The organism is Cloacibacterium sp. Arc13, assembly GCF_041431305.1.
GTDB lineage: Bacteria > Bacteroidota > Bacteroidia > Flavobacteriales > Weeksellaceae > Cloacibacterium > Cloacibacterium caeni_B.
This window is the reverse complement of the sequence record NZ_JASMRM010000007.1, coordinates 78,011-98,223: the sequence shown is the minus strand read 5'-3', so window position 1 is coordinate 98,223 and position 20,213 is coordinate 78,011. Positions and strand designations below refer to the sequence as shown.

The window sequence follows — 20,213 nt, the reverse complement described above, 5'->3', positions numbered from 1 at the left end:
CGGGAAAGAGAACTTCGGGAAAGAGAACTTCAACAAAGAGAACTTCGGCAAAGAAAACTTCGGCAAAGAGAACTTCGGCAAAGTTTAAAACTTTGCCGAAGTTGAAAAGTTCCAAACTTTGCCGAAATTGAAGAAGTTAAAAAAAGTTCCAAACTTTGCCGAAGTTGAAGAAGTAAAAAAAAGTTCCAAACTTTGCCGAAGTTGATTAAAAAAAACTAAAATCATAAAACTAAAATGGAAATAAGAAGAGACCATCTTGAGCCAGAATTTTTTTATCACATCTATAACAGAGGAATTAACAGTGAAGATGTTTATAAAAACAAAGATAATTATTTGTATTTTTTAAAAAAGGCAAAAGAATTTTTATTGCCAGTTGCTGATATTTATGCTTATTGCCTTATGAAAAATCATTTTCACTTGTTGGTAAGAATAAAACCAGAAGTAGAATTAAAAACTTTTTTTGATTCTCAGAATAAAAATACTAAAATAAGAGCTGAGGGAATTCATGCGTTACATTCTATTGTTAGCAAGCAATTTGCAAAATTAATGAGTAGTTATACACAAGGTTTTAATAAATATTATAATAGACATGGTAGTCTATTTGAGACCCCTTTTAAAAGAATAAGAATAACGGATGAGGTTTATCTTAGAAACTGTATAATTTATATTCATCAAAATTCTTTAGATATTAATGAGCAATTAGAAAAGTATGATTTTTCTTCCTATAAAATTATTTTATCAAACTCTAAAACAGAATTAAAAAGAGAAGAAATAATTTCATACTTTGAAGACATTGATAATTTTAAATTTTGTCACCAGAGAATTGTGGAAATTTAACTTCGGCAAAGAGAACTTCGGCAAAGAGAACTTCGGCAAAGAGAACTTCGGCAAAGAGAACTCCGGGAAAGAGAACTTCGGCAAAGTTTAAAACTTTGCCGAAGTTGAAAAGTTCCAAACTTTGCCGAAGTTGAAGAAGTTAAAAAAAGTTCTAAACTTTGCCGAAGTTGATTAAAAAAAACTAAAATCATAAAACTAAAATGGAAATAAGAAGAGACCATCTTGAGCCAGAATTTTTTTATCACATCTATAACAGAGGAATTAACAGTGAAGATGTTTATAAAAACAATGATAATTATTTGTATTTTTTAAAAAAGGCAAAAGAATTTTTATTGCCAGTTGCTGATATTTATGCTTATTGCCTTATGAAAAATCATTTTCACTTGTTGGTAAGAATAAAACCAGAAGTAGAATTAAAAACTTTTTTTGATTCTCAGAATAAAAATACTAAAATAAGAGCTGAGGGAATTCATGCGTTACATTCTGTTGTTAGCAAGCAATTTGCAAAATTAATGAGTAGTTATACACAAGGTTTTAATAAATATTATAATAGACATGGTAGTCTATTTGAGACCCCTTTTAAAAGAATAAGAATAACGGATGAGGTTTATCTTAGAAACTGTATAATTTATATTCATCAAAATTCTTTAGATATTAATGAGCAATTAGAAAAGTATGATTTTTCTTCCTATAAAATTATTTTATCAAACTCTAAAACAGAATTAAAAAGAGAAGAAGTAATTTCATACTTTGAAGACATTGATAATTTTAAATTTTGTCACCAGAGAATTGTGGAAATTTAACTTCAGCAAAGAGAACTTCAGCAAAGAGAACTTCGGCAAAGAGAACTTCGGGAAAGAGAACTTCGGGAAAGAGAACTTCGGCAAAGTTTTAAACTTTGCCGAAGTTGAAGAAGTTAAAAAGTTCCAAACTTTGCCGAAGTTGAGAGTAAACACATCTCACGGATTTATATTTCTTGAGTGTATAATAATAAAACAAAAGCATGTATCACAAGCTCTTCCAAGTCTCCTGACTTTCGGCGCATCAATAAAAATTTTGAAAACTTGATTTCCCCGATTACTAGTATTTGATTAGCAATCATAAAAACTAAAACTATGGAAATTTTTAATACAGAATCAAATTATATAGTTGAAAAACTTCTTATAAATTAATTATATAAGTTTATAAAAAGAGAACTTTTTCCAATTTAACTGATTAAAAGCAATAAAGACTATGGACTCAGATAGAGATTTTGAATACTGTATGGTCGGTAATATCATAGATAAACACTACTATGGTGAGCAAAAATTAGAAATCAGAAGAGGTACTAAACAATTTAGACCTAATGCTAAAGTGTATATTTTTCCAGAATTCCCAGGAATGGGGCATGAAAATATTGTAGTGATAGGAAAGCCTAGAAAATTACACAAGATGATTGAAATTGCTATAAAAACAAATAGAATTAAAAATGTAAGACTAGAAAAGATTTACTCCCCTTGGTTAAAAGAAAAAATTCAGAATAATTTCTTTTATGAATCAAGAAAAAGAGATGGCGAAGAAGAAGAGTTAATCAGTTTGAATGGATTTATAGACTTTTTTAACAGTTTATCTATTGAAATAAAAGAATAATAATCATTTATACTTATATAAAAAACAAAAGAGCGTTTCTAACGCTCTTTTTTTATACTGACATATTCTTGAAGTGACTCGCGAACTTTAAGTACAATGCGAAAGTACATATTATTTTTATAATTATGTTGGCCTTCTTGAATAAAAATATATTTGGGTTTTTTCTAAAGTATTTTATTACTCTTCTCGTTGATTTGTAATCCGTATGTAGAAAACATAACCCTGTCATTCTGAACGAAGCGCAGCATAGTGAAGAATCTCTACATCAAGAAAAAGATTTCTCGCTTCATTCTTCCGCTCAAAATGACAAAATGTTTCCACCTAAAATTCAATTCCAGCCTTTTATAATGACATAGGAAACGGAGGCGTTAAAAAATGCTTATAGTAAATCGAGCTGTAATTATTGTCCTAGGAAACCGCAAGCGTAAAGAAAATGAATATCCTTTTCGTTAAAAAAAGCCCGATCTCGCGGATTTGTAATCCGTGAGTTCACCAAAAAAGAACATCACAACCAAGAAAAATCTCTCCCGCTTGGCCTGAGCGTAGTCGAAGGCAGGGCGGGGAAAAAAATATTCTAATCCGTGAGTTCACATATAATAGAAACAAAAAAAGCAGACCATAGGTCTGCTTAATTCATTTTATTTAATTCGTTATGAAAAATCTTACAGATAGGTTATACTACCTTAATAAGATTCAGCGCATTGTAAGTACCATTTTTCAAAGGATACAATTGCCCATTTATTTCCTGCATCAGTTCTACCAATAATAGGTAAAATAAAGTTCCTTCTAGGGTAGGAAGATTTTCTAATCCTATTTCCAGAGGGGCGGCATCTGCATCTATCGCTATGGTATGCACTTCACTATACGCTACTTCAGATTGTTGCAGTTCAAAATCTAAACTCGCACAAGCGATGCTCAAGGAAACATGTGTTGCATACTCAGGGAGTAATAAATGCTCTTTAGGATTAAAAAGGGCTATATTTACACTGCCAGCCTCTACATCTAGCGTGTAGGGAGCTTTAAATAAAATGCCAAGAGGTGAGTTTTTATTAAAATCAAAACCTTCTAAAACTCTTTTTCCTTCTACGCTTTTTATCCCCTCAGCAACTTTGCGTTGTCCTCTTAGAGATTGGTTGTCTAAATTTTTTATAGTAGACATCAGACTTACAATTCTATTGCTGGTTCTGGTATCTTTTGCACGATTCATCAGTATAGAAATACTGTTTCTTAGTAATTTACCACTACTGGCAATAGTGCCAAATTCACTCATGTTTTCCCTCGTTCTTTCATAGTTAGGGTCATTCATGATTCTGTTGCGTTCTACGCCACCTTTCGCTCTTACAAAGTGGCCTTCTGAGTTCTTGTAGAAACTCATTCCATCGAGTTTCCCTCGAAGTTTTAAAATGGACATTTCTCTTGCCATAATACTTGTTTTTTGGGTGTTAATAAATGATTTGGGTAACCATTGGCCAATGCATTACTCCACAAAGATAGATAAGCAATAAACCCTCTCCAAATGCCATGTTTCGTTTGGTTCGTCTTTGTTTTTTTTGATTCTTTTTATTCTAATGAGTGCATTTTGTGCAGATAAAAACTTATAGTTCGTTTTGTTTCAAAATGTATGTTTATATCTTTTTTGTCTCATAACCTAACAAGACAATAGGCTAGATAAAAAATACTTCAATTCTTCCTTATTCTAGTCTCGTGTCAGTCCCGTGTCAGTCCCGTGTCAGTCCCGTGTCAATCCCGTGTCAATCTCGTGTCAGATATTTAAAAAAATAATATGATTTTTATAGAGTGATAGAGTTAGTTTCTATATAGGTTAAAAAGGAAAGTTTTATATTCTGCTTATTAGGAGAAGAGTTTTTTTGTAGAATGAAGGTTTTCTAAGTCTAAAACAATGCAGAAGTAAGCATTCTTAGTTAAGACAGAGAAGAAGTATTTACTGATAAAAATGGAAGCAGCAAAATGATTTTTATTTGTTTAAGGGTAGAGAATGGCTTATTTTAATAAAATCCTTTATCCATGAGGGTTTAAATGGGGAGTTTAAACAGTGGTTTAATAAACGGAATTAGAGGTTGTTTTGTTGTTTAGACCAGTGTTTATGGGCGTTTTCAGAGATTTTCAACGAGGCGTGCTGGGATGTGTTTTATGTGTTTTTTTATAAAACCCTTTATTCATGAGGTTTCTATGTAATTGTGGAAAAATACATCGCCATTTTTAGATTTTTCTTTTTACCTTTGAAAGAACAGTAGAGAATGTACTGTAGTATAAGTTCTTTGAGGTAACGGAAATAAAACAAATTGTAGATTTTTAATAAATCGTGCAAGTATTCTAAAATACCTATGCACGGAAAAGATTATGCACTAATTTATTTTTATAAAACTTAATAATTTATACTACCCGTTGTAGAAAAATGTGTACAACAAAGAGCAGGTGATACATAATCCTTAAAACCTTTTATGTCTATAGACATATATTATAAATGAAAAATTTAATTATGAAAAACACTAACTATAAATCCCTCTCTACTCTTTCGTTTTATTTCTTGCTTACTCCTTAGCATTTAGACTATTTTATTTTCTTATCTGTTTTCACGGAATATCAACAGCTGTATTATCTTAATAATAGAGCTTAATAACCATGTAGAGCACAATGAAAGTAAAATTGATTATGAACGCTAATGACGTTCAAGCAATTACTGATTACAGTATCGGGCATTGCAGAAGAATCTTGAGGGAAATAAGAAAATCCAAGAGAAAACTCAAGCATCAAAAAGTAACCGTAGAAGAAGTAGGTGCATATCTTGGCATAAACGCCGATGATATTAGAAAGATTTTTTCTAAAGACCATTAAGCTTCTTTCTACAAGATGCGATTCACAAAGCCACAACGCTTTCTTTTCAGGAAGTGCTGTGGCTTTTTTATGTAAACATTATTCTGTACTCATAGATTTATAATCCATAATTACAAAACATAACCCTGTCATTCTGAACGAAGCGCAGCATAGTGAAGAATCTCTTTATGAAGAAAAATATTTTTTTTAAAGTGTAAATAGAAAAACCTGTGAACTTCATAGAACATCTATGATGTTCCTTAGAGAACTCAAAAACGCAATCATTTCACCAATACTTTGTGAACTTTGTGATAAAAATAATCCGTTTCATAGACCCCTGTCATTCTGAATGAAGCGCAGCAAAGTGAAGAATCTATTTATGAAGAGAATTTTTTTTGTTGTGTTTTTTGTAGGGGTGTATTCAAGTATAAATGTATAAATATTAAAAATTGATATAAAAATATAGGGGTTGTGTTTCAAAAAAAATATATTTTTTTAAATAAAATGTTTACATTTGTAGGGGTTAAAACAGAAAAATATGTTATTGAAAGTAGAAAAACGTTGGGTTATTGCTTTTATCATCACAGCGATAGTAGCAATGGTAAGTTTATTCTGGCCAACAAAGTTGCCAGATGCTAGTTCGGGAGTTTTTTTAGAAGAAAATAATTTAGTAGGAGCAGATATTGCTTGGTTATTGGCTTCATCAGGTTTAGTCCTTCTCATGACGCCGGGTTTATCTTTCTTCTATGGCGGAATGGTAGGCAAAAAAAATGTAATTTCTACCATGTTGCAGAGTTTTATTGCACTGGGAGTCATTAGTTTGGTTTGGGTAGTGGTTGGTTTTTCGCTCTCTTTCGGAGATTCTCTCGGATTTTATATTGGCAAAGAACATTACGGAATCATAGGCAATCCTTTTAGTTTTACTTTTTTTAACCAAGTAGGCGTTTTGCCACATTCTAAAATGGCTCCTACCGTTCCTTTCATCCTTTTTGCATTGTTCCAAATGAAATTTGCAGTGATTACTCCTGCCATTATCACGGGAAGTTTTGCAGAGAGAGTAAGATTTGTAAGTTACCTTTTATTTATTGTGCTGTTTTCACTGTTCATTTATGCACCTTTGGCTCACATGGTTTGGAGCGGAGACGGATTCTTGGTTAAATTTTTTGGGATTAAAGATTTTGCAGGTGGAACTGTAGTTCACATGAGTGCAGGTTTTGCAGCTTTAGCAGGTGCTTTGATGATTGGGAAAAGAAAAAATGACCACCATGAACCTTCCAATATTACGTATGTGATTTTAGGAACAGGAATGTTGTGGTTTGGTTGGTTCGGGTTTAATTCGGGTTCAGCTTTAGCAGCCAATGCAACTGCAGCGATGGCTTTTGGAACTACAACAATAGCTTCTGCTTCAGCGATGATGACTTGGATATTTTTTGACAGAATTAATGGAAGAAAGATTTCAGCATTAGGAGCGTGTATTGGTGCAGTAGTAGGATTGGTGGCGATTACACCAGGTTGTGGTTACGTAAGCATTGCAGAAAGTATATTTATCGGTTTTATTTCGGCGATTGTTTCTAATATGGCGGTCAACTGGAAAAAATTGAAAAGCGTAGATGATACGTTAGATGTTTTTGCCTGTCACGGAATTGGCGGAATTATGGGAATGATACTCACCGCTATTTTTGCTCGAGGAGAGAACGCGAGTCTTCTGCATGGTGGAGTAGGCGTTTTTGCACATCACATGACTGCGCTACTTTTGGTGTCTGTGTTTACCTTTTTTGGAGCCTTGGTGATTTATAAAATTACAGATTTTATTATTCCACTTCGAGTAGAAGAAACCTCCGAAGAATTAGGATTGGATATTTCGCAACACAATGAATCTATATAAAACTAAGAAAGCCTTCTGCTACAACAGAAGGCTTTCTTGTAAAGGATTATTTTTCAGTCATTTGTGTTTTTCCTTTCTGCAAATGTAAATGATTAGTATAAAATAAAAATTAACAAATGTTAATTTTCTAATCTTTTTTTAATTCTGCTCAAAGAGACAGGTGTAATGCCTAGAAATGAGGCCAAATATTTATCAGGAATTCTTTCGCATAAATCAGGATGAGTCTCCAATAAATGTTGGAATCTTTCTTCAGGACTGTACAAAATAAAACTTTCTAATCTTTCATACATTCTATTCAGTAATTTTTTGCTCGCCATTATTCTGAGTTTTAATAGGCCAACATTTCTCTTGCTTAATTCCTCGAATTTTTGGAAATTTATTTCAAAAATTTCTGTTTCTTCCATGGCGCACCAAGTCAGTTTAGAGGGTTTATGGTTAAAGTAACTTTCTGGGTCTGCGCCAAATTCTTTTTCCCAACGAAAGAAAATGGTTTTTTCTTCTCCATCAGCATTGCTGTAGAAACCTCTCACCAATCCTTTTTTGATATAAAAAAACTTGGAATAAAAAGTGCCTTCTTCTATAAAGATTTCATTCTTTTTGAGTTTTTTTCTATTTATCAATCCGAAAATACTGATAAGTTCTGTTTTAGGGATGTCTTTAAAAAAATCAATTAAAAAATTATCTGATATATCCATAATATTAGTTTTGGAGAAGCTCATTGATTTTAAGGCTTAGTTTTTCTGCATTGGGGAGCATTTCTTTTTCTAAAATCAAATTGATAGGAACCGCTGGTAAATCCAGTGAACCTATGATTTCTACTGCTGCATCGAGGTATTTAAAGCAATTTTTAGAAATTCTTGCCCCGAAAGCTTCCATCATAGAGTTGTTGAGTGCTTCTTCCGTTAAAAGAATACATTTTCCATGTAATTTTACCCTTTCGAAGACCAATTCTTCATCTATCGGCTTGATGGTTCTTAAATCAATAATTTCTACTCTCCCTTCAAAATTTTTAGCCGCTTCTTTGGCCCAATAAACACCCATTCCATAAGTAACGACAACTAGAGTTCGACCTTTCTGTATTTCTTCTTCATTGGCAAATTTTACAATATTGGCTTTCCCGAAAGGTAAAATGTAATCTTCTGCAGGTTCTACGGTTTTAGCGTCTTCAGTTCCCAGAACTTTACTCCAATAAAGACCTTTGTGTTCTAAGAAAATGACAGGATTAGGATCGTAGAAAGCAGCTTTAAACAAGCCTTTAAAATCTGCAGCATTACTTGGATAAGCGATTTTAATTCCTTTGATTTGAGCTAACATGGTTTCCACGCTTCCGCTGTGATAAGGACCGCCGCCTCCATAAGCTCCAATCGGAACTCTGATGATGTTAGAAACAGGATATTTTCCGTTGCTGAGGTAGCAAGATTTAGAAACCTCTGTCACCAATTGATTGATTCCTGGATAAATATAATCTGCAAACTGTACTTCTACAATAGGTTTAAGACCTACTGCGCTCATTCCTACAGTAGAACCGATGATGTATGCCTCTTGAATGGCGGTATTGAAAACTCTTTTGTTCCCAAATTTTTGTTGAAGCGTTACCGCTTCCCTGAAAACGCCCCCAATTCTTCCGCCTACATCTTGACCGTAAAGTAATGCTTCAGGATGTTTGTGCATCAATTCTTGTATAGCGTGAATTCCTGCATCTACCATTGGAATTTTTTCTCCATTTTCTGGAATTCTAGTTCCTTTTTCTTCTGTGATAGGAGTAGGAGCGTAGACATGCTCTTTTACGCTTTCAGGTTTTGGGTCTGGAGCTAGAATCGCTTTGTTAAAATCTTCTTCTATTTGTTTTCTGGCTTCAATTTCTATTTGAGATAAGGTCTCTTCGTTAAAACCTTCTTCTAATAAATATTTTTTGAGAATAATTCCCGGGTCTTTTGCTCTATGTTTGGCTAAATCTGCTTCGTCTCGATAAAATTCTCTTCTTACTCCAGAAGTGTGATGCCCAATTAATACCGTTTTAGCACAAACCAAAAGAGGTTTTCTTTCTTCTCTTACAAAATGTAACGCTTTTTGCATCTGAATGAAACTTTCTACAAAATCAGTTCCATCAATTCTCATTCTATTTAGCCCTACGAATCCAGCCGCATAATCATAAGCATCAGCAGTTCTGGCTTCTTCTTTAGTTACGCTGATTCCCCATTCATTATCTTGAACTAAAAAGATAATGGGAAGTTGATGAAGTGCTGCAAATTGAAAAGCTTCGGCTACTTCTCCTTCTGTAACAGAATTATCGCCTAAACTACAAATGACAACAGGATTTTTTTCAAAGTTTTGAAGTTTAAAATCTTCAATATATCTTATTCCTTGAGCAACACCAGTGGTGGGAATGGCTTGCATTCCTGTAGCAGAACTCTGATGAATAATTTTAGGAAATTCTTCTGATTTACTTGAAGGATGAGAATAATAAGAACGACCACCTGAAAATGGGTCTTCTGCTTTTGCTAATAATTGAAGCATTAATTGATAAGGAGTGAAGCCTATTCCCAATAATAAAGATTCGTCTCTGTAATAAGGAGATATCCAATCTTCTTTGGATAATTGATAAGCAGTAGCCAATTGTATGGCTTCGTGGCCTCTAGAAGTACTGTGTACGTACTTGCAAATATTTCTGTTTTCTTCGTAAACGTCGGCCATTGATTTTGCCAGCATCATTTGATTATAAGCTTTGAGCAAAATCTCTTTTGAAATAATTTCTTTTGTTGTAAAGTCAGATTCCATAGAAAACAAATATAAGCATTCTCACTGTTTGTTGAAAATAAAAAACGCTAACTAGTAAAGTTAGCGTTTTCAATCATTTAGGAGTTTTTATGACTCAAAATTATTCTTTAATAAACTTGTGAGAGCTTACACTTTTATCGGTCTTCACATTGATAATGTAAGTACCTTTTGGTAATTGGCTTACATCAATGGTTTGGAAACTTTTCGCTTCTGTTTTCAGAACTGATTTTCCTGATAAATCAAAAATATCTATTGTTTTAGCACCTTTTGGAATGAGTACGTTTACAAAATCTTTAGTTTTGGTAGGATAAATAGTCACTAATTTTTCTGCAGAAATCTCTGCTGTTCCTAATGAAGATTCTTCTACACCTGTAATGATAAGTGCATAATCTTGTGGTACAGTTGCAGGAACTGGAGTGGCACCATTATTAAGTGTTCCTTTGTTAGAAACTTCAATTCTGTAAGCTCTACCTGCTATAGGAGTTTCAAGAAGTATTTGTTCTACATTGTCTACAGTATTATCACCCTTAGTTGCGTTATCCATAGGAGAAGCTACATTAAGTTTCCAAGGGTAATATATCGTGTTTGTGGTGGTGTCAATAATTCTTAAGTCTAAGTCATTTACTAATCTAGAAGAAGTATTGTTTTGTAAGTCATTATCTGTAGTAAAAGGTACTGCGGCAGGGTCGATCCAAGAAATGGTGGCTTTTAATGGTTCTCCAGTTTTAGCAGTAATTGTCTTGGTAAATTTTACTCCAGAAGTTAATGAGTTTCTTTCAAAATACACTTTTTTATTTTTCTTGTCAATAACTAACTGGGCTGCTTTAGTAGCATCTGCAAATCCCCAACCATACCAGACGTCAGGTCCAGGATTCCCTGCTTCATTTGCAGTATGTGTTAATAATGCTTTTATTTCATCTGCTTTGAACATAAATCTACTGTCATTATTAATAACACGGCTAACTTCAGTTAATGCACCCGCTATTCCAGAAATTATTGGAGCAGAATAAGAAGTGCCGCTTCCTATTTCATAATCATTGTAAACGGTGTCTGTAGTATATTTTGCTACAGCCATTCTTGTTCCTACCGCTGAAATGTCTGGTTTTATAGCTCCATCTTTTCTTGGTCCTGCACTACTATAGTTAGATTTAATAACATCATCTTTATTTGTATATTGAAAATCAACTGTTGTTAATTGATCAGTTGCGCCAACAACAATAATATTTTTAGCTAGTGATCCCCAGCCAATACAATTGAATCCTAAACTGCAATTAGGATCTGGGATGATATCGTTGGCGGCAAATGGGATATAGGTTTTAGTATTATTGTCATATTTAAATTTAGCTTTTGTAGCATCATTGTTTGGATGAATTCCATAGTAATTTCCTGCAGATTTTACAACAATCTGATAAGGATTACTATAGATAATTTTGTCAAAATTTGCATCTTGAGTATAATAGCTACCATTATATGTGTCTCTTGTATTTAAATCATAATTACCAATCCAATAAAATCCAATTTGTGGGTAGGTTGAACTTGTAGAACTTGCATAGGTCCATCCTAAATTAATTCCATAAGAATGGTTAGAAATGTTATTTCCGTATGTTTCTAATTTTTGATAATTAGTTCCTTGGTTAGTTGTCGCAAAAGTATAACTGTCAATAGATATTTCGGATAAAACTCCCTTTGCTCCAGATTGTCCATATGGGTTCCCAAAATTTGTCTTTCCCATGGCTCCAATAATACCAGCTACACTAGTTGCATGAGTACTATAATATACTGAAGGATCATTTTCTTGATTAAAAATTCTAGGACTATTTACATTACCATTATTGTCGGCGCCAAACTCAATATGTTTTTCAAAAACTCTCCCCCCATCCATAACCATAATCTTTTGGGAACTACCATTAATAGAAATACCGTTTAATGAGGTTAAGTTTCCATTTTGAAGGGTTGTGATATTTGCACTTTTATTTGCTCTAGCATCATCACTTTCTAAAAAAACAGGAATGTTTCCAGCAAATCCAGCAATTTTTGCTTGCATTTCTTTTATTTGCTCATTGGTAAATTTTCCTTTATTTTGGTTTAAATATTTCTCAAGTTTTTTTTCGTTTTCAACTCTTTCTGTTGAGAATTTTTTTTGTAATTCATTGTTTTTTTGACCAAAAACAAAGTTAAGAGCGGATATACTCAATAAAAATATAAATGTTTTTCTCATATCAAATTAATTTTCAACAAATATAAAAAAAGAGATACTAATAGCTTAAAGAAAATATAAAATATTAAATAGATTCATTAAATTTTAATTTTTTTCGATTAAATTTGAACAAATTTTCTAAAGAATGTATTTGATTTTTGATACGGAAACTACTGGTTTGCCCCAAAATTTTAACGCACCCATCTCAGATTCAGATAATTGGCCAAGGATGGTGCAGATTGCGTGGCAATTGCATGATGATGAAGGTAAATTAATTGAAAATCAGGATTATATCATTAAACCTGAAGGGTACGATATTCCTTTTAACGCGACCAGAATTCACGGGATTTCTACCAAAATGGCCAAAGAAGAAGGAAAGGATTTGGCATGGGTTTTAGAAGAATTTAAAAAAGCATTAGAGAAAACAAAAGTTGGTGTAGGACACAACATTGATTTTGATTATAAAATTTTAGGAGCAGAATTTTTTAGAAAAGAAATCGAAAATAATCTTCAAGAAATTCCCAAAGCTGATACCATGGAATTGGGAACCGATTTTTGTGCTTTGCCAGGAGGAAGAGGAGGAAGATTTAAATCTCCAAAACTAGGCGAGCTTTTTGAAAAATTATACGGTTACCAGTTTGATGAAGCGCACAATGCTGCTGCAGACGTAAATGCAACCGCTCAGATTTTCTTCGAAATGGCGAGACAACGCATTATTCCTGCAGAGAAAATGCTTTGGAGTGATGAGCAATTCCAAAATTTTCAGAAAATTTGGAGTGAGCCGATTAAACCTTTTGATATTGTTATCAGAAGGCAAGTTGCAGATTCTAAGAAAAAGAAATCTACCGTAGATTTTGGCGATACCAAAGAAGTAGAAATTGGCGATTATTTCCATTTTCATAATCATACCATTTATTCTACACTTGCCGCTACTTCTCATTTTAATGAACTGATAAAAGTAGCTGCCGAAAATGATTTCAAAGCAGTTGGGATGGTGGATTTAGGAAATTTGATGGGTGCTTTCAAGTTTGTTTCCGAAGTTGAAAAATACAATGAAGATATCAAAAAAAAGAAAGCCGAAGCAGAAGAAAAAGGTGAAGAGTTTACTAAAACACCTTTGGTTCCAGTTTTGGGTTGTGAGTTTTATCTCTCAGAAAGACCAGAGCAGAAACAATTTACCAAAGATGATCCAGACAGAAGAACGAATATGGTTCTTTTGGCGAAAAATTTTCAAGGATATAAAAACCTCGCAAAACTATCGAGTTTAGGTTATACCAACGGTTATTATGCGGGTGTACCAAGGATTTCTAAGAAACAAATTGCCGAATATAAAGAAAATCTTATTGCTGTTACAGCAGGGATTTACGGAGATGTTCCAAATGCGATTTTGAACTTCGGGGAACAAAAAGGAGAGGAAGTTTTTCTTTGGTGGAAAGAGCAGTTTGGAGACGATTTCTATGTGCAAATTCAGAATCATGACATTGAAGAAGAAGAGCACTTAAACGAAGTTTTATTAGAACTAGCTGACAAACATGATGTGAAAATTTTAGCACAAAATGAAACTTTTTACACCAAAAAAGAAGATGCTAAAATTCAGGATATTATTACTTGTATCAAAGACGGAGAAAGAGTTTCTACGCCTATTGGTAAAGGTTTTGGGAAACGAAAAGGTTTAGCTAATGACCATTATTTTGTGCAAAATGCAGAAGAATTGAAACAAACTTTTCGTCAGTTTCCTGATGCTTTCGAAGCTTATACCGAATTTTTACAAAAATTTGAACCTTATACTTTAAAGCGTGATGTTTTGCTTCCGAAATTTGATATTCCCGAAGAATTTCAAAGTGAAGAAGATGAAAAGGACGGCGGAAAACGTGGCGAAAATGCTTATTTAAGACATCTGACTTACGAAGGTGCAAAGAAAAAATACGAAGAAATCACCGATGAAATCAGAGAAAGATTAGATTTTGAACTTGAAGTTATTGCCAATACAGGTTATCCTGGTTATTTCTTGATTGTTCAGGATTTCTGTAACGAAGCCCGTAAAATGGGCGTTTCAGTTGGGCCTGGTCGTGGTTCTGCTGCAGGTTCTGCTGTTGCGTATTGTATCGGAATTACCAATGTAGACCCAATTAAATATGATTTACTATTTGAGCGTTTCTTGAATCCAGAGCGTATTTCAATGCCCGATATTGATATCGATTTTGATGATGAAGGTAGAGATGCCATCATAAAATGGGTAATTGAAAAATACGGACAAATGAACGTGGCGCAGATTATTACTTACTCTGTTCTAGGCGGAAAATCAGCGATTAAAGATGCAGGAAGAGTTTTGGATGTCCCGATTCCAGAAACTATTGCGATTGCAAAATTAATTCCGGAAACACCAGGAATGAACATTGCGAAAGTTCTTAATAAACCAGAAAAATTAAAACCAGAAGATAAACCTTTAGCTGAAGAAATAAAAGCTATTCTGGCAAATCCAAATGATTCTCGCCATAAGGTTTTGGCTTCGGCACAGAAAATGGAAGGTTGCATCAGAAATACTGGAATTCATGCTTGTGGAGTAATTATTACACCAGAAGATATTTCGAATTTGGTTCCGATTTCTATTGCAGCAAAAGATGCAGGAATTTTGGTTTCTCAGTTTGATAACTCTGTTGCAGAAAGTGCTGGTTTGTTGAAAATGGACTTTTTAGGTTTAAGGACTTTAACCATCATTAAAGATGCGATAAAACTCATCAAACAACGTCACGGAATTGAAATCAATACAGATGAAATTCCACTTGATGATAAAAAAACCTACGAACTTTTCAAAGAAGGAAGAACGATTGGGATTTTCCAGTATGAAAGTGCGGGAATGCAAAAATACATGCGCGAACTGAAACCTACGGTTTTTGCGGATTTAATTGCGATGAACGCTTTGTACAGACCTGGACCAATTAAATACATCCCGAATTTCATCAACAGAAAACACGGTTTAGAAGAAATTGTTTACGACTTACCAGAAACCGAAGAATACTTAAAAGAAACCTACGGAATTACGGTTTATCAGGAGCAGGTAATGTTGCTTTCTCAGAAATTGGCGAATTTCACTAAAGGTGAAGCGGATACGTTGAGAAAAGCAATGGGTAAAAAACAGAAAGATGTTCTGGATAAAATGTACCCGAAATTTATAGAAGGTGGAAAAAAGAATAATCTTAACGAAGAAAAACTCAATAAAATTTGGAAAGACTGGGAAGCGTTTGCAGAATATGCTTTTAACAAATCTCACTCTACTTGTTATGCTTTAATTGCTTACCACACTGCTTATCTCAAAGCCAATTATCCTGCGGAATATATGGCGAGTGTGATGAGTAATAACATTAACAACACCAAGCAAATTACGCTTTTTATGGAAGATTGTAGAACGATTGGTGTAGATGTTTTAGGGCCAGATGTTAATGAATCTCAGTTCCAATTTGCTGTGAACGAAAAAGGACAAATCAGATTTGGTTTGGGAGCGATTAAAGGAATGGGAGAAGCGCCTTCTGAAGCCATTTATTTAGAAAGACAAAACGGAAGATTCAAGGATATTTATGATTTTTTTGAAAGAATGCCTTCATCGCAAGTTAATAAAAGAGTGGTAGAAAGTTTGGTGATTGCAGGTGCTTTTGACGAATTAGATTCTTATCACAGAGCGCAATATTTCGATGTAGATAATGCAGGAAGAACCAATATTGAAAAGCTTTTGCGTTACGGACAATCCTTCCAAGACAATAAAAACTCGGTGGAAAATTCACTATTTGCTGATTTTGCAGATGAGGTTCAGATAGAAAGACCGAAACTTTTACCTTGTGCAGAATGGCAAAATATGCATAAACTGAATCGTGAGAAAGAAATCATTGGTTTCTATCTTTCGGCGCATCCTTTAGATGAATATAAATTTCAGTATAAATTTATCAACGGAGAATTTTCTAAAAATTTCGTTTTAGAAGACAACAAAAAAGATGAAATTGCTCCAAATGATTTGTCTGCCAAGATTTTAGATGAGGAAACAGACGATGATGAAAGCATTGATATAAGTTTAGAAGTTTCAGAAGATGAAGAATTGGTAGAAGAATCTTCTGCGAAAAAAGCTGAACCAAAAGGAAACTTCAATTTCTTGAATTTAGACGAAATTGATGCGTTTAAAGAACAATTATTTCCTGCAGGAAGTCTTTTTGAAGCGCCAAAAGATTGGAAGGAAAGACAAAAAATGTTTGATAATGCTAGAGAATACACGGTTTCTGGCTTGATTACCGAAATGATTTTGAGAGATGGAAAAAATTCTGGCGAAAAGATTTGTTTCTTGACTTTAGAAGATTATACGGGAAGTTATAGTTTCAGATTAGGTGATAGAGATTATATGAAGTTGCGTGAAAAAATTGCCAAAGACCGATTTGTCATCGTAAAAATGAAATTTACACAAGGAAGCGAAGGCAGAGTTTTCACCAATGTTACCGATATTATGGATTTGAAAGATGCTTTCGAAAAGTATGCTAAATCGCTGTCGCTGATTATTCCTATAAATGAACTGAATAAAACAGATATAGAGTTTTTCAAAACACAATTGTTGGCAGAAAAAGGAGAACATAAGCTGAATGTTTTTCTCCAGAATCCTTTAGACAATACTTTTGTGGAAGCGAGAGCCTTGCATCAAACGATTAATATTAATAATCAATTGCTTGAAAAAATTCATGAATTTGGGAAATTTGAAATTTATTTAAACTAACATAAAGCCGAGATTTTGTCTAGTCATGGTCGGAAGATTTTTCTTCCGACTTTTTTGTTTTTTTGTTGTGAAGATGAAGTGATTTAACAGGTTGATTATCCGGTTTTTTTTTGTGATTGATTTTATCTAAAACGATATAGATAAAAACTTGGAAACTTTTTTTTGTTTTTTAGTTTCCATTGTTATACATTTGCACTCGTTTATGGAAGATAAGAATTTTTTTTGAACAAATTATTGTCGATGTTTCGTATTTATGGTGCTAAAACATTGACGATGGATGACATTGCGAAAGAGTTTTCTATATCAAAGAAAACTCTGTACCAGAAGTATAAAAATAAGGAAGACCTTATCCACGAAGTTCTGGAATTTATTTCGAATGAAGCAATAGATGCGGTAAAAGAAGTGCAAAAAAAGTATGATTGCCCTTTAGAAGTTCTATTTGTTTCGGGGAGTAGAATAGACGAAATTACTTGCCAAGAGAAAAACGCTTTCGTTTTTCAGTTGATTAAGTATTATCCAGATATTTTCCACGCGCATCAGAAATCAATCTCAGGAAAAGTATCTGTAACGGTTAAAAATAATTACGAGAAAGGAGTTGAGTTGGGGTATTTCCGAACAGACGTTCCGATTAATCTTTACATTAAATTTTTAATCTCTTTATTATTTGCGGTAGATGTATCGCCTATTTTTGAAGACGAAAAAGATAAGTTTCCTATTTCTATTGCGATGAAGATTTTTTATCTGGAAGCTATAGTTACTGATAAAGGTAAAAAAAACTTAATGAGTTGAGAGAAAAGTTCCAAAAAACAGAATTTTTGAAAACCATTTAATTGAATTTAAAAACTTAAAAAGAAAAATATATTTTATGAATAGAAAACCTTTTAAAGCAAGTCGCCTGAAAGTAGGCATTACTGTTGCTCTTATGGTTTTCGGCAGTGCTTCTGCAGACGCTCAGCAAGTAATATCTTTGCAAGATGCAATTTCGCAAGCACTTAATAACAAAGCGGAAGCGAAAAAAGCAGCTTTGGAAATTCAAAAAGCCGAATACAAAATTACAGAAGCAAGAGCAGGTGCATTACCACGCGTAAGTGTTGGGAGTAACCTAACTTATAATCCGATAATTCAGCAATCTGTAATTGAGTTTGGAGGACAGAAAACAGTAGTGAAAATGGGACAAACGTGGACTTCTAATATTTCTGCAACGGTAAATCAGGTACTTTTCGATCAAAAAGTATTTATTGGTTTAAAGGCAGCAAAATCTACCAGAGAGTTTTATGTCCTTAATGCACAACTTACAAATGAGCAGATTATTACCAATGTTGCTACTGCTTATTACAACGTTTTTGTGCAACAAGAAAACCTTAAAACGCTAGAAGCAAGTTACCAAAATACCGAAAAAGTTAGAAATATTATTAAAAGTTTAACGGAAAACGGTTTGGCAAAACAGATTGATTTAGATAGAACCAATGTTCAGTTAACCAATATTGGTGCTTCTAAGCAAAAAGTAGTGAATGCGGTAGAATTAACCAAAAATGCTCTGAAATTCTATATGGGAATTCCTATTGAAACGCCTATCGTTTTAGAAGAAAAAAGCATTGAACCGAGACCAGAAATTATTTCGAGTTTAGCTAATCTTGATGAAAGATCAGAAATAAAAGTCTTAGAAAAACAAAAAGAGCTTTTGCAATATAATAAAAAAGCTACAGAAGCTGCACTTTACCCTACAGTTGGTTTACAAGGGCAATATGGTTGGGCTGGTTTAGGGACTAAATTCCCATGGACAAATGGTTCTAGCAATGGTGTAAATTGGAGCGATTTTGCAGCGGTTGCACTAAATATTAATATTCCTATTTTCACAGGAGGTGCTACAAAATCTAAAATTCAACAAGCGCAAATTGATATTGAAAGTGTAGAACAAGATATAGAAAACACTAAGCAAGGTTTAAACTTAGATTATAGAAACTCTATCACAAATATAGAAAATGCACTCATCAATTTAGAAACCATGAAGGAAAATGTGAAGTTGGCAGAGAAAGTACAGAAAAATTCTCAGTCGAATTATCAGTACGGATTGGCTAATTTAACAGAGCTTCTGGATGCAGAAAATGCTTTAACCCAAGCAAAACAAAATTATGCTACAGCATTGTTAGATTATAAACAAGCTGAAATACAGCTTATTAAAGCTAAAGGAGAACTTAATACATTACAAAACCCTTCAAAATAAACGTATTTTAAAATGAAAAAATCTTTAATATATATTGTCATAGCTCTATTATTCGCAGGTTTTGCTGCTTATAAAATTGTAGATAATAAGAAACAGCAAACAGCTACAGTACAAGAAGTTGCTAAGCAAGTAGATAAAATAAATGTAAATGTTGAAACGGTAAAGTTTGATCATATCGATACAGATTATACAGCAAACGGTACATTTTTGCCAAAAGCAGAAACCAATCTTTCTTCTGAAATTTCTGGGAAAGTAGTAAGCGTTTTGGTTAAAGAAGGTTCTAGAGTAGGAGCCGGACAAGTGGTGGCAACCATCAAAAAAGATGCAATTGAGGTAGATATGTCTCAAGCGCAAAATAATTTACAAAACGCAATTATTGATAACCAACGTTACGAAAACGCCTTTAAAACTGGTGGTGTAACTAAGCAGCAGTTAGACAACTCTAGATTGCAACTTAAAAATGCGCAAGCTGCTGTACGTGCGCAAAGCGTTCGTGTAAACAATGCAGCAGTACGTGCTGGGATTAGCGGAACGATTAATAAAAGAATGGTAGAACCAGGTGCTGTAGTTTCTCCAGGAACGCCAATGTTCGAAATTGTGAATATCAACACGCTAAAACTTTCTGTTTTGGTTGATGAAAGTCAGATTTCAAAATTACAAATCGGGCAAGTCGTGCCAATTTCTGTAAATGTATATCCAGAAGATTCTTACAGTGGAAGAATTACTTTTATTGCACCAAAAAGTGATGCGTCTCTTAACTTCCCAGTAGAAATTGAAGTTTCTAATAATGGTAAACTTAAAGCAGGGATGTATGCAACAGCAGTATTCAAAACAAATAATGGCGCTTCTAACCAAAGTCTTTTAACAGTACCTGTTGAAGCTTTTGTAAATGGGGTAACTTCTGGTCAGTTATTTATTGTTGATAACAACGGAACTGCTAAGATGATTAAAGTACAAATTGGTAAAGTATTTGGTAACAGAGTACACGTTATTAGTGGACTTAAAGGCGGTGAACAAGTAATTACCAGCGGACAAATTAACCTAGATAATGGTTCTAAAATTAATATCATAAAGTAGT

14 protein-coding genes and 1 pseudogene are annotated in these 20,213 nt (G+C 33.5%); 11 read left to right on the top strand and 4 right to left on the bottom strand.

What is annotated here, in order from left to right:
* Positions 1-28: 28 nt before the first annotated feature.
* The 5 genes and pseudogenes from QO190_RS07215 to QO190_RS07195 form a co-directional block, all read left to right on the top strand.
* Positions 29-88, top strand: a pseudogene (locus QO190_RS07215) (hypothetical protein); the annotation flags it as partial.
* 146 nt (positions 89-234) lie between these two features.
* Positions 235-837 (top strand): transposase, encoded by a 603-nt coding sequence (locus tag QO190_RS07210; protein ID WP_371462144.1) that lies wholly within the window; start codon positions 235-237, stop codon positions 835-837.
* The gene (locus QO190_RS07205; RefSeq protein ID WP_371481288.1) at positions 785-928 is read left to right on the top strand and encodes a hypothetical protein; all 144 of its coding nucleotides are present in this window, start codon (positions 785-787) and stop codon (positions 926-928) included. Before QO190_RS07210 ends, QO190_RS07205 begins: the two co-directional genes overlap by 53 nt.
* A gap of 109 nt (positions 929-1,037) precedes the next feature.
* Complete coding sequence (locus QO190_RS07200; protein ID WP_371462146.1) at positions 1,038-1,640, top strand: transposase; 603 nt, start codon at positions 1,038-1,040, stop codon at positions 1,638-1,640.
* Positions 1,641-2,070: 430 nt separating this feature from the next.
* Entirely contained in the window at positions 2,071-2,466 is a 396-nt protein-coding gene (locus QO190_RS07195) for a hypothetical protein (RefSeq protein WP_371462147.1), read from the top strand.
* 673 nt (positions 2,467-3,139) lie between these two features.
* Here the strand turns inward: QO190_RS07195 and QO190_RS07190 are convergent.
* Positions 3,140-3,889, bottom strand: a complete 750-nt coding sequence (locus QO190_RS07190; protein ID WP_069796752.1) for a hypothetical protein — start codon at positions 3,887-3,889, stop codon at positions 3,140-3,142.
* A gap of 1,250 nt (positions 3,890-5,139) precedes the next feature.
* Here QO190_RS07190 and QO190_RS07185 point away from each other — a divergent pair.
* A complete protein-coding gene (locus QO190_RS07185) occupies positions 5,140-5,322 on the top strand; it encodes a hypothetical protein (RefSeq protein ID WP_124878694.1) in 183 nt (60 codons plus the stop codon).
* A 523-nt stretch (positions 5,323-5,845) separates the two neighbouring features.
* On the top strand, positions 5,846-7,186 hold the full coding sequence (locus QO190_RS07180; protein ID WP_069796803.1) for an ammonium transporter: 1,341 nt from the start codon (positions 5,846-5,848) through the stop codon (positions 7,184-7,186).
* 119 nt (positions 7,187-7,305) lie between these two features.
* Here the strand turns inward: QO190_RS07180 and QO190_RS07175 are convergent, their stop codons facing one another.
* The 3 genes from QO190_RS07175 to QO190_RS07165 all read right to left on the bottom strand — a co-directional run bounded on the left by QO190_RS07175 (position 7,306) and on the right by QO190_RS07165 (position 12,182).
* Positions 7,306-7,881 carry a Crp/Fnr family transcriptional regulator gene (locus QO190_RS07175; protein ID WP_371462148.1) on the bottom strand — a complete coding sequence of 192 codons (576 nt, stop codon included), beginning with the start codon at positions 7,879-7,881 and terminating at the stop codon, positions 7,306-7,308.
* Positions 7,882-7,885: 4 nt separating this feature from the next.
* On the bottom strand, positions 7,886-9,964 hold the full coding sequence (locus tag QO190_RS07170) for a thiamine pyrophosphate-dependent enzyme (protein WP_371462149.1): 2,079 nt from the start codon (positions 9,962-9,964) through the stop codon (positions 7,886-7,888).
* Between the two features lie 100 nt (positions 9,965-10,064).
* On the bottom strand, positions 10,065-12,182 hold the full coding sequence (locus QO190_RS07165) for a S8 family peptidase (RefSeq protein WP_371462150.1): 2,118 nt from the start codon (positions 12,180-12,182) through the stop codon (positions 10,065-10,067).
* Between the two features lie 124 nt (positions 12,183-12,306).
* On the opposite strand from QO190_RS07165, the gene dnaE reads away from it, so the two are divergent.
* The 4 genes from dnaE to QO190_RS07145 all read left to right on the top strand — a co-directional run bounded on the left by dnaE (position 12,307) and on the right by QO190_RS07145 (position 20,212).
* The gene (gene dnaE / locus QO190_RS07160) at positions 12,307-16,911 is read left to right on the top strand and encodes a DNA polymerase III subunit alpha (RefSeq protein ID WP_371462151.1); all 4,605 of its coding nucleotides are present in this window, start codon (positions 12,307-12,309) and stop codon (positions 16,909-16,911) included.
* A gap of 240 nt (positions 16,912-17,151) precedes the next feature.
* On the top strand, positions 17,152-17,700 hold the full coding sequence (locus tag QO190_RS07155) for a TetR/AcrR family transcriptional regulator (protein ID WP_371462152.1): 549 nt from the start codon (positions 17,152-17,154) through the stop codon (positions 17,698-17,700).
* A 76-nt stretch (positions 17,701-17,776) separates the two neighbouring features.
* Entirely contained in the window at positions 17,777-19,135 is a 1,359-nt protein-coding gene (locus QO190_RS07150; protein ID WP_371462153.1) for a TolC family protein, read from the top strand.
* A 12-nt stretch (positions 19,136-19,147) separates the two neighbouring features.
* Positions 19,148-20,212, top strand: a complete 1,065-nt coding sequence (locus QO190_RS07145; protein WP_371462154.1) for an efflux RND transporter periplasmic adaptor subunit — start codon at positions 19,148-19,150, stop codon at positions 20,210-20,212.
* The last annotated feature ends 1 nt before the right edge of the window (position 20,213 follow it).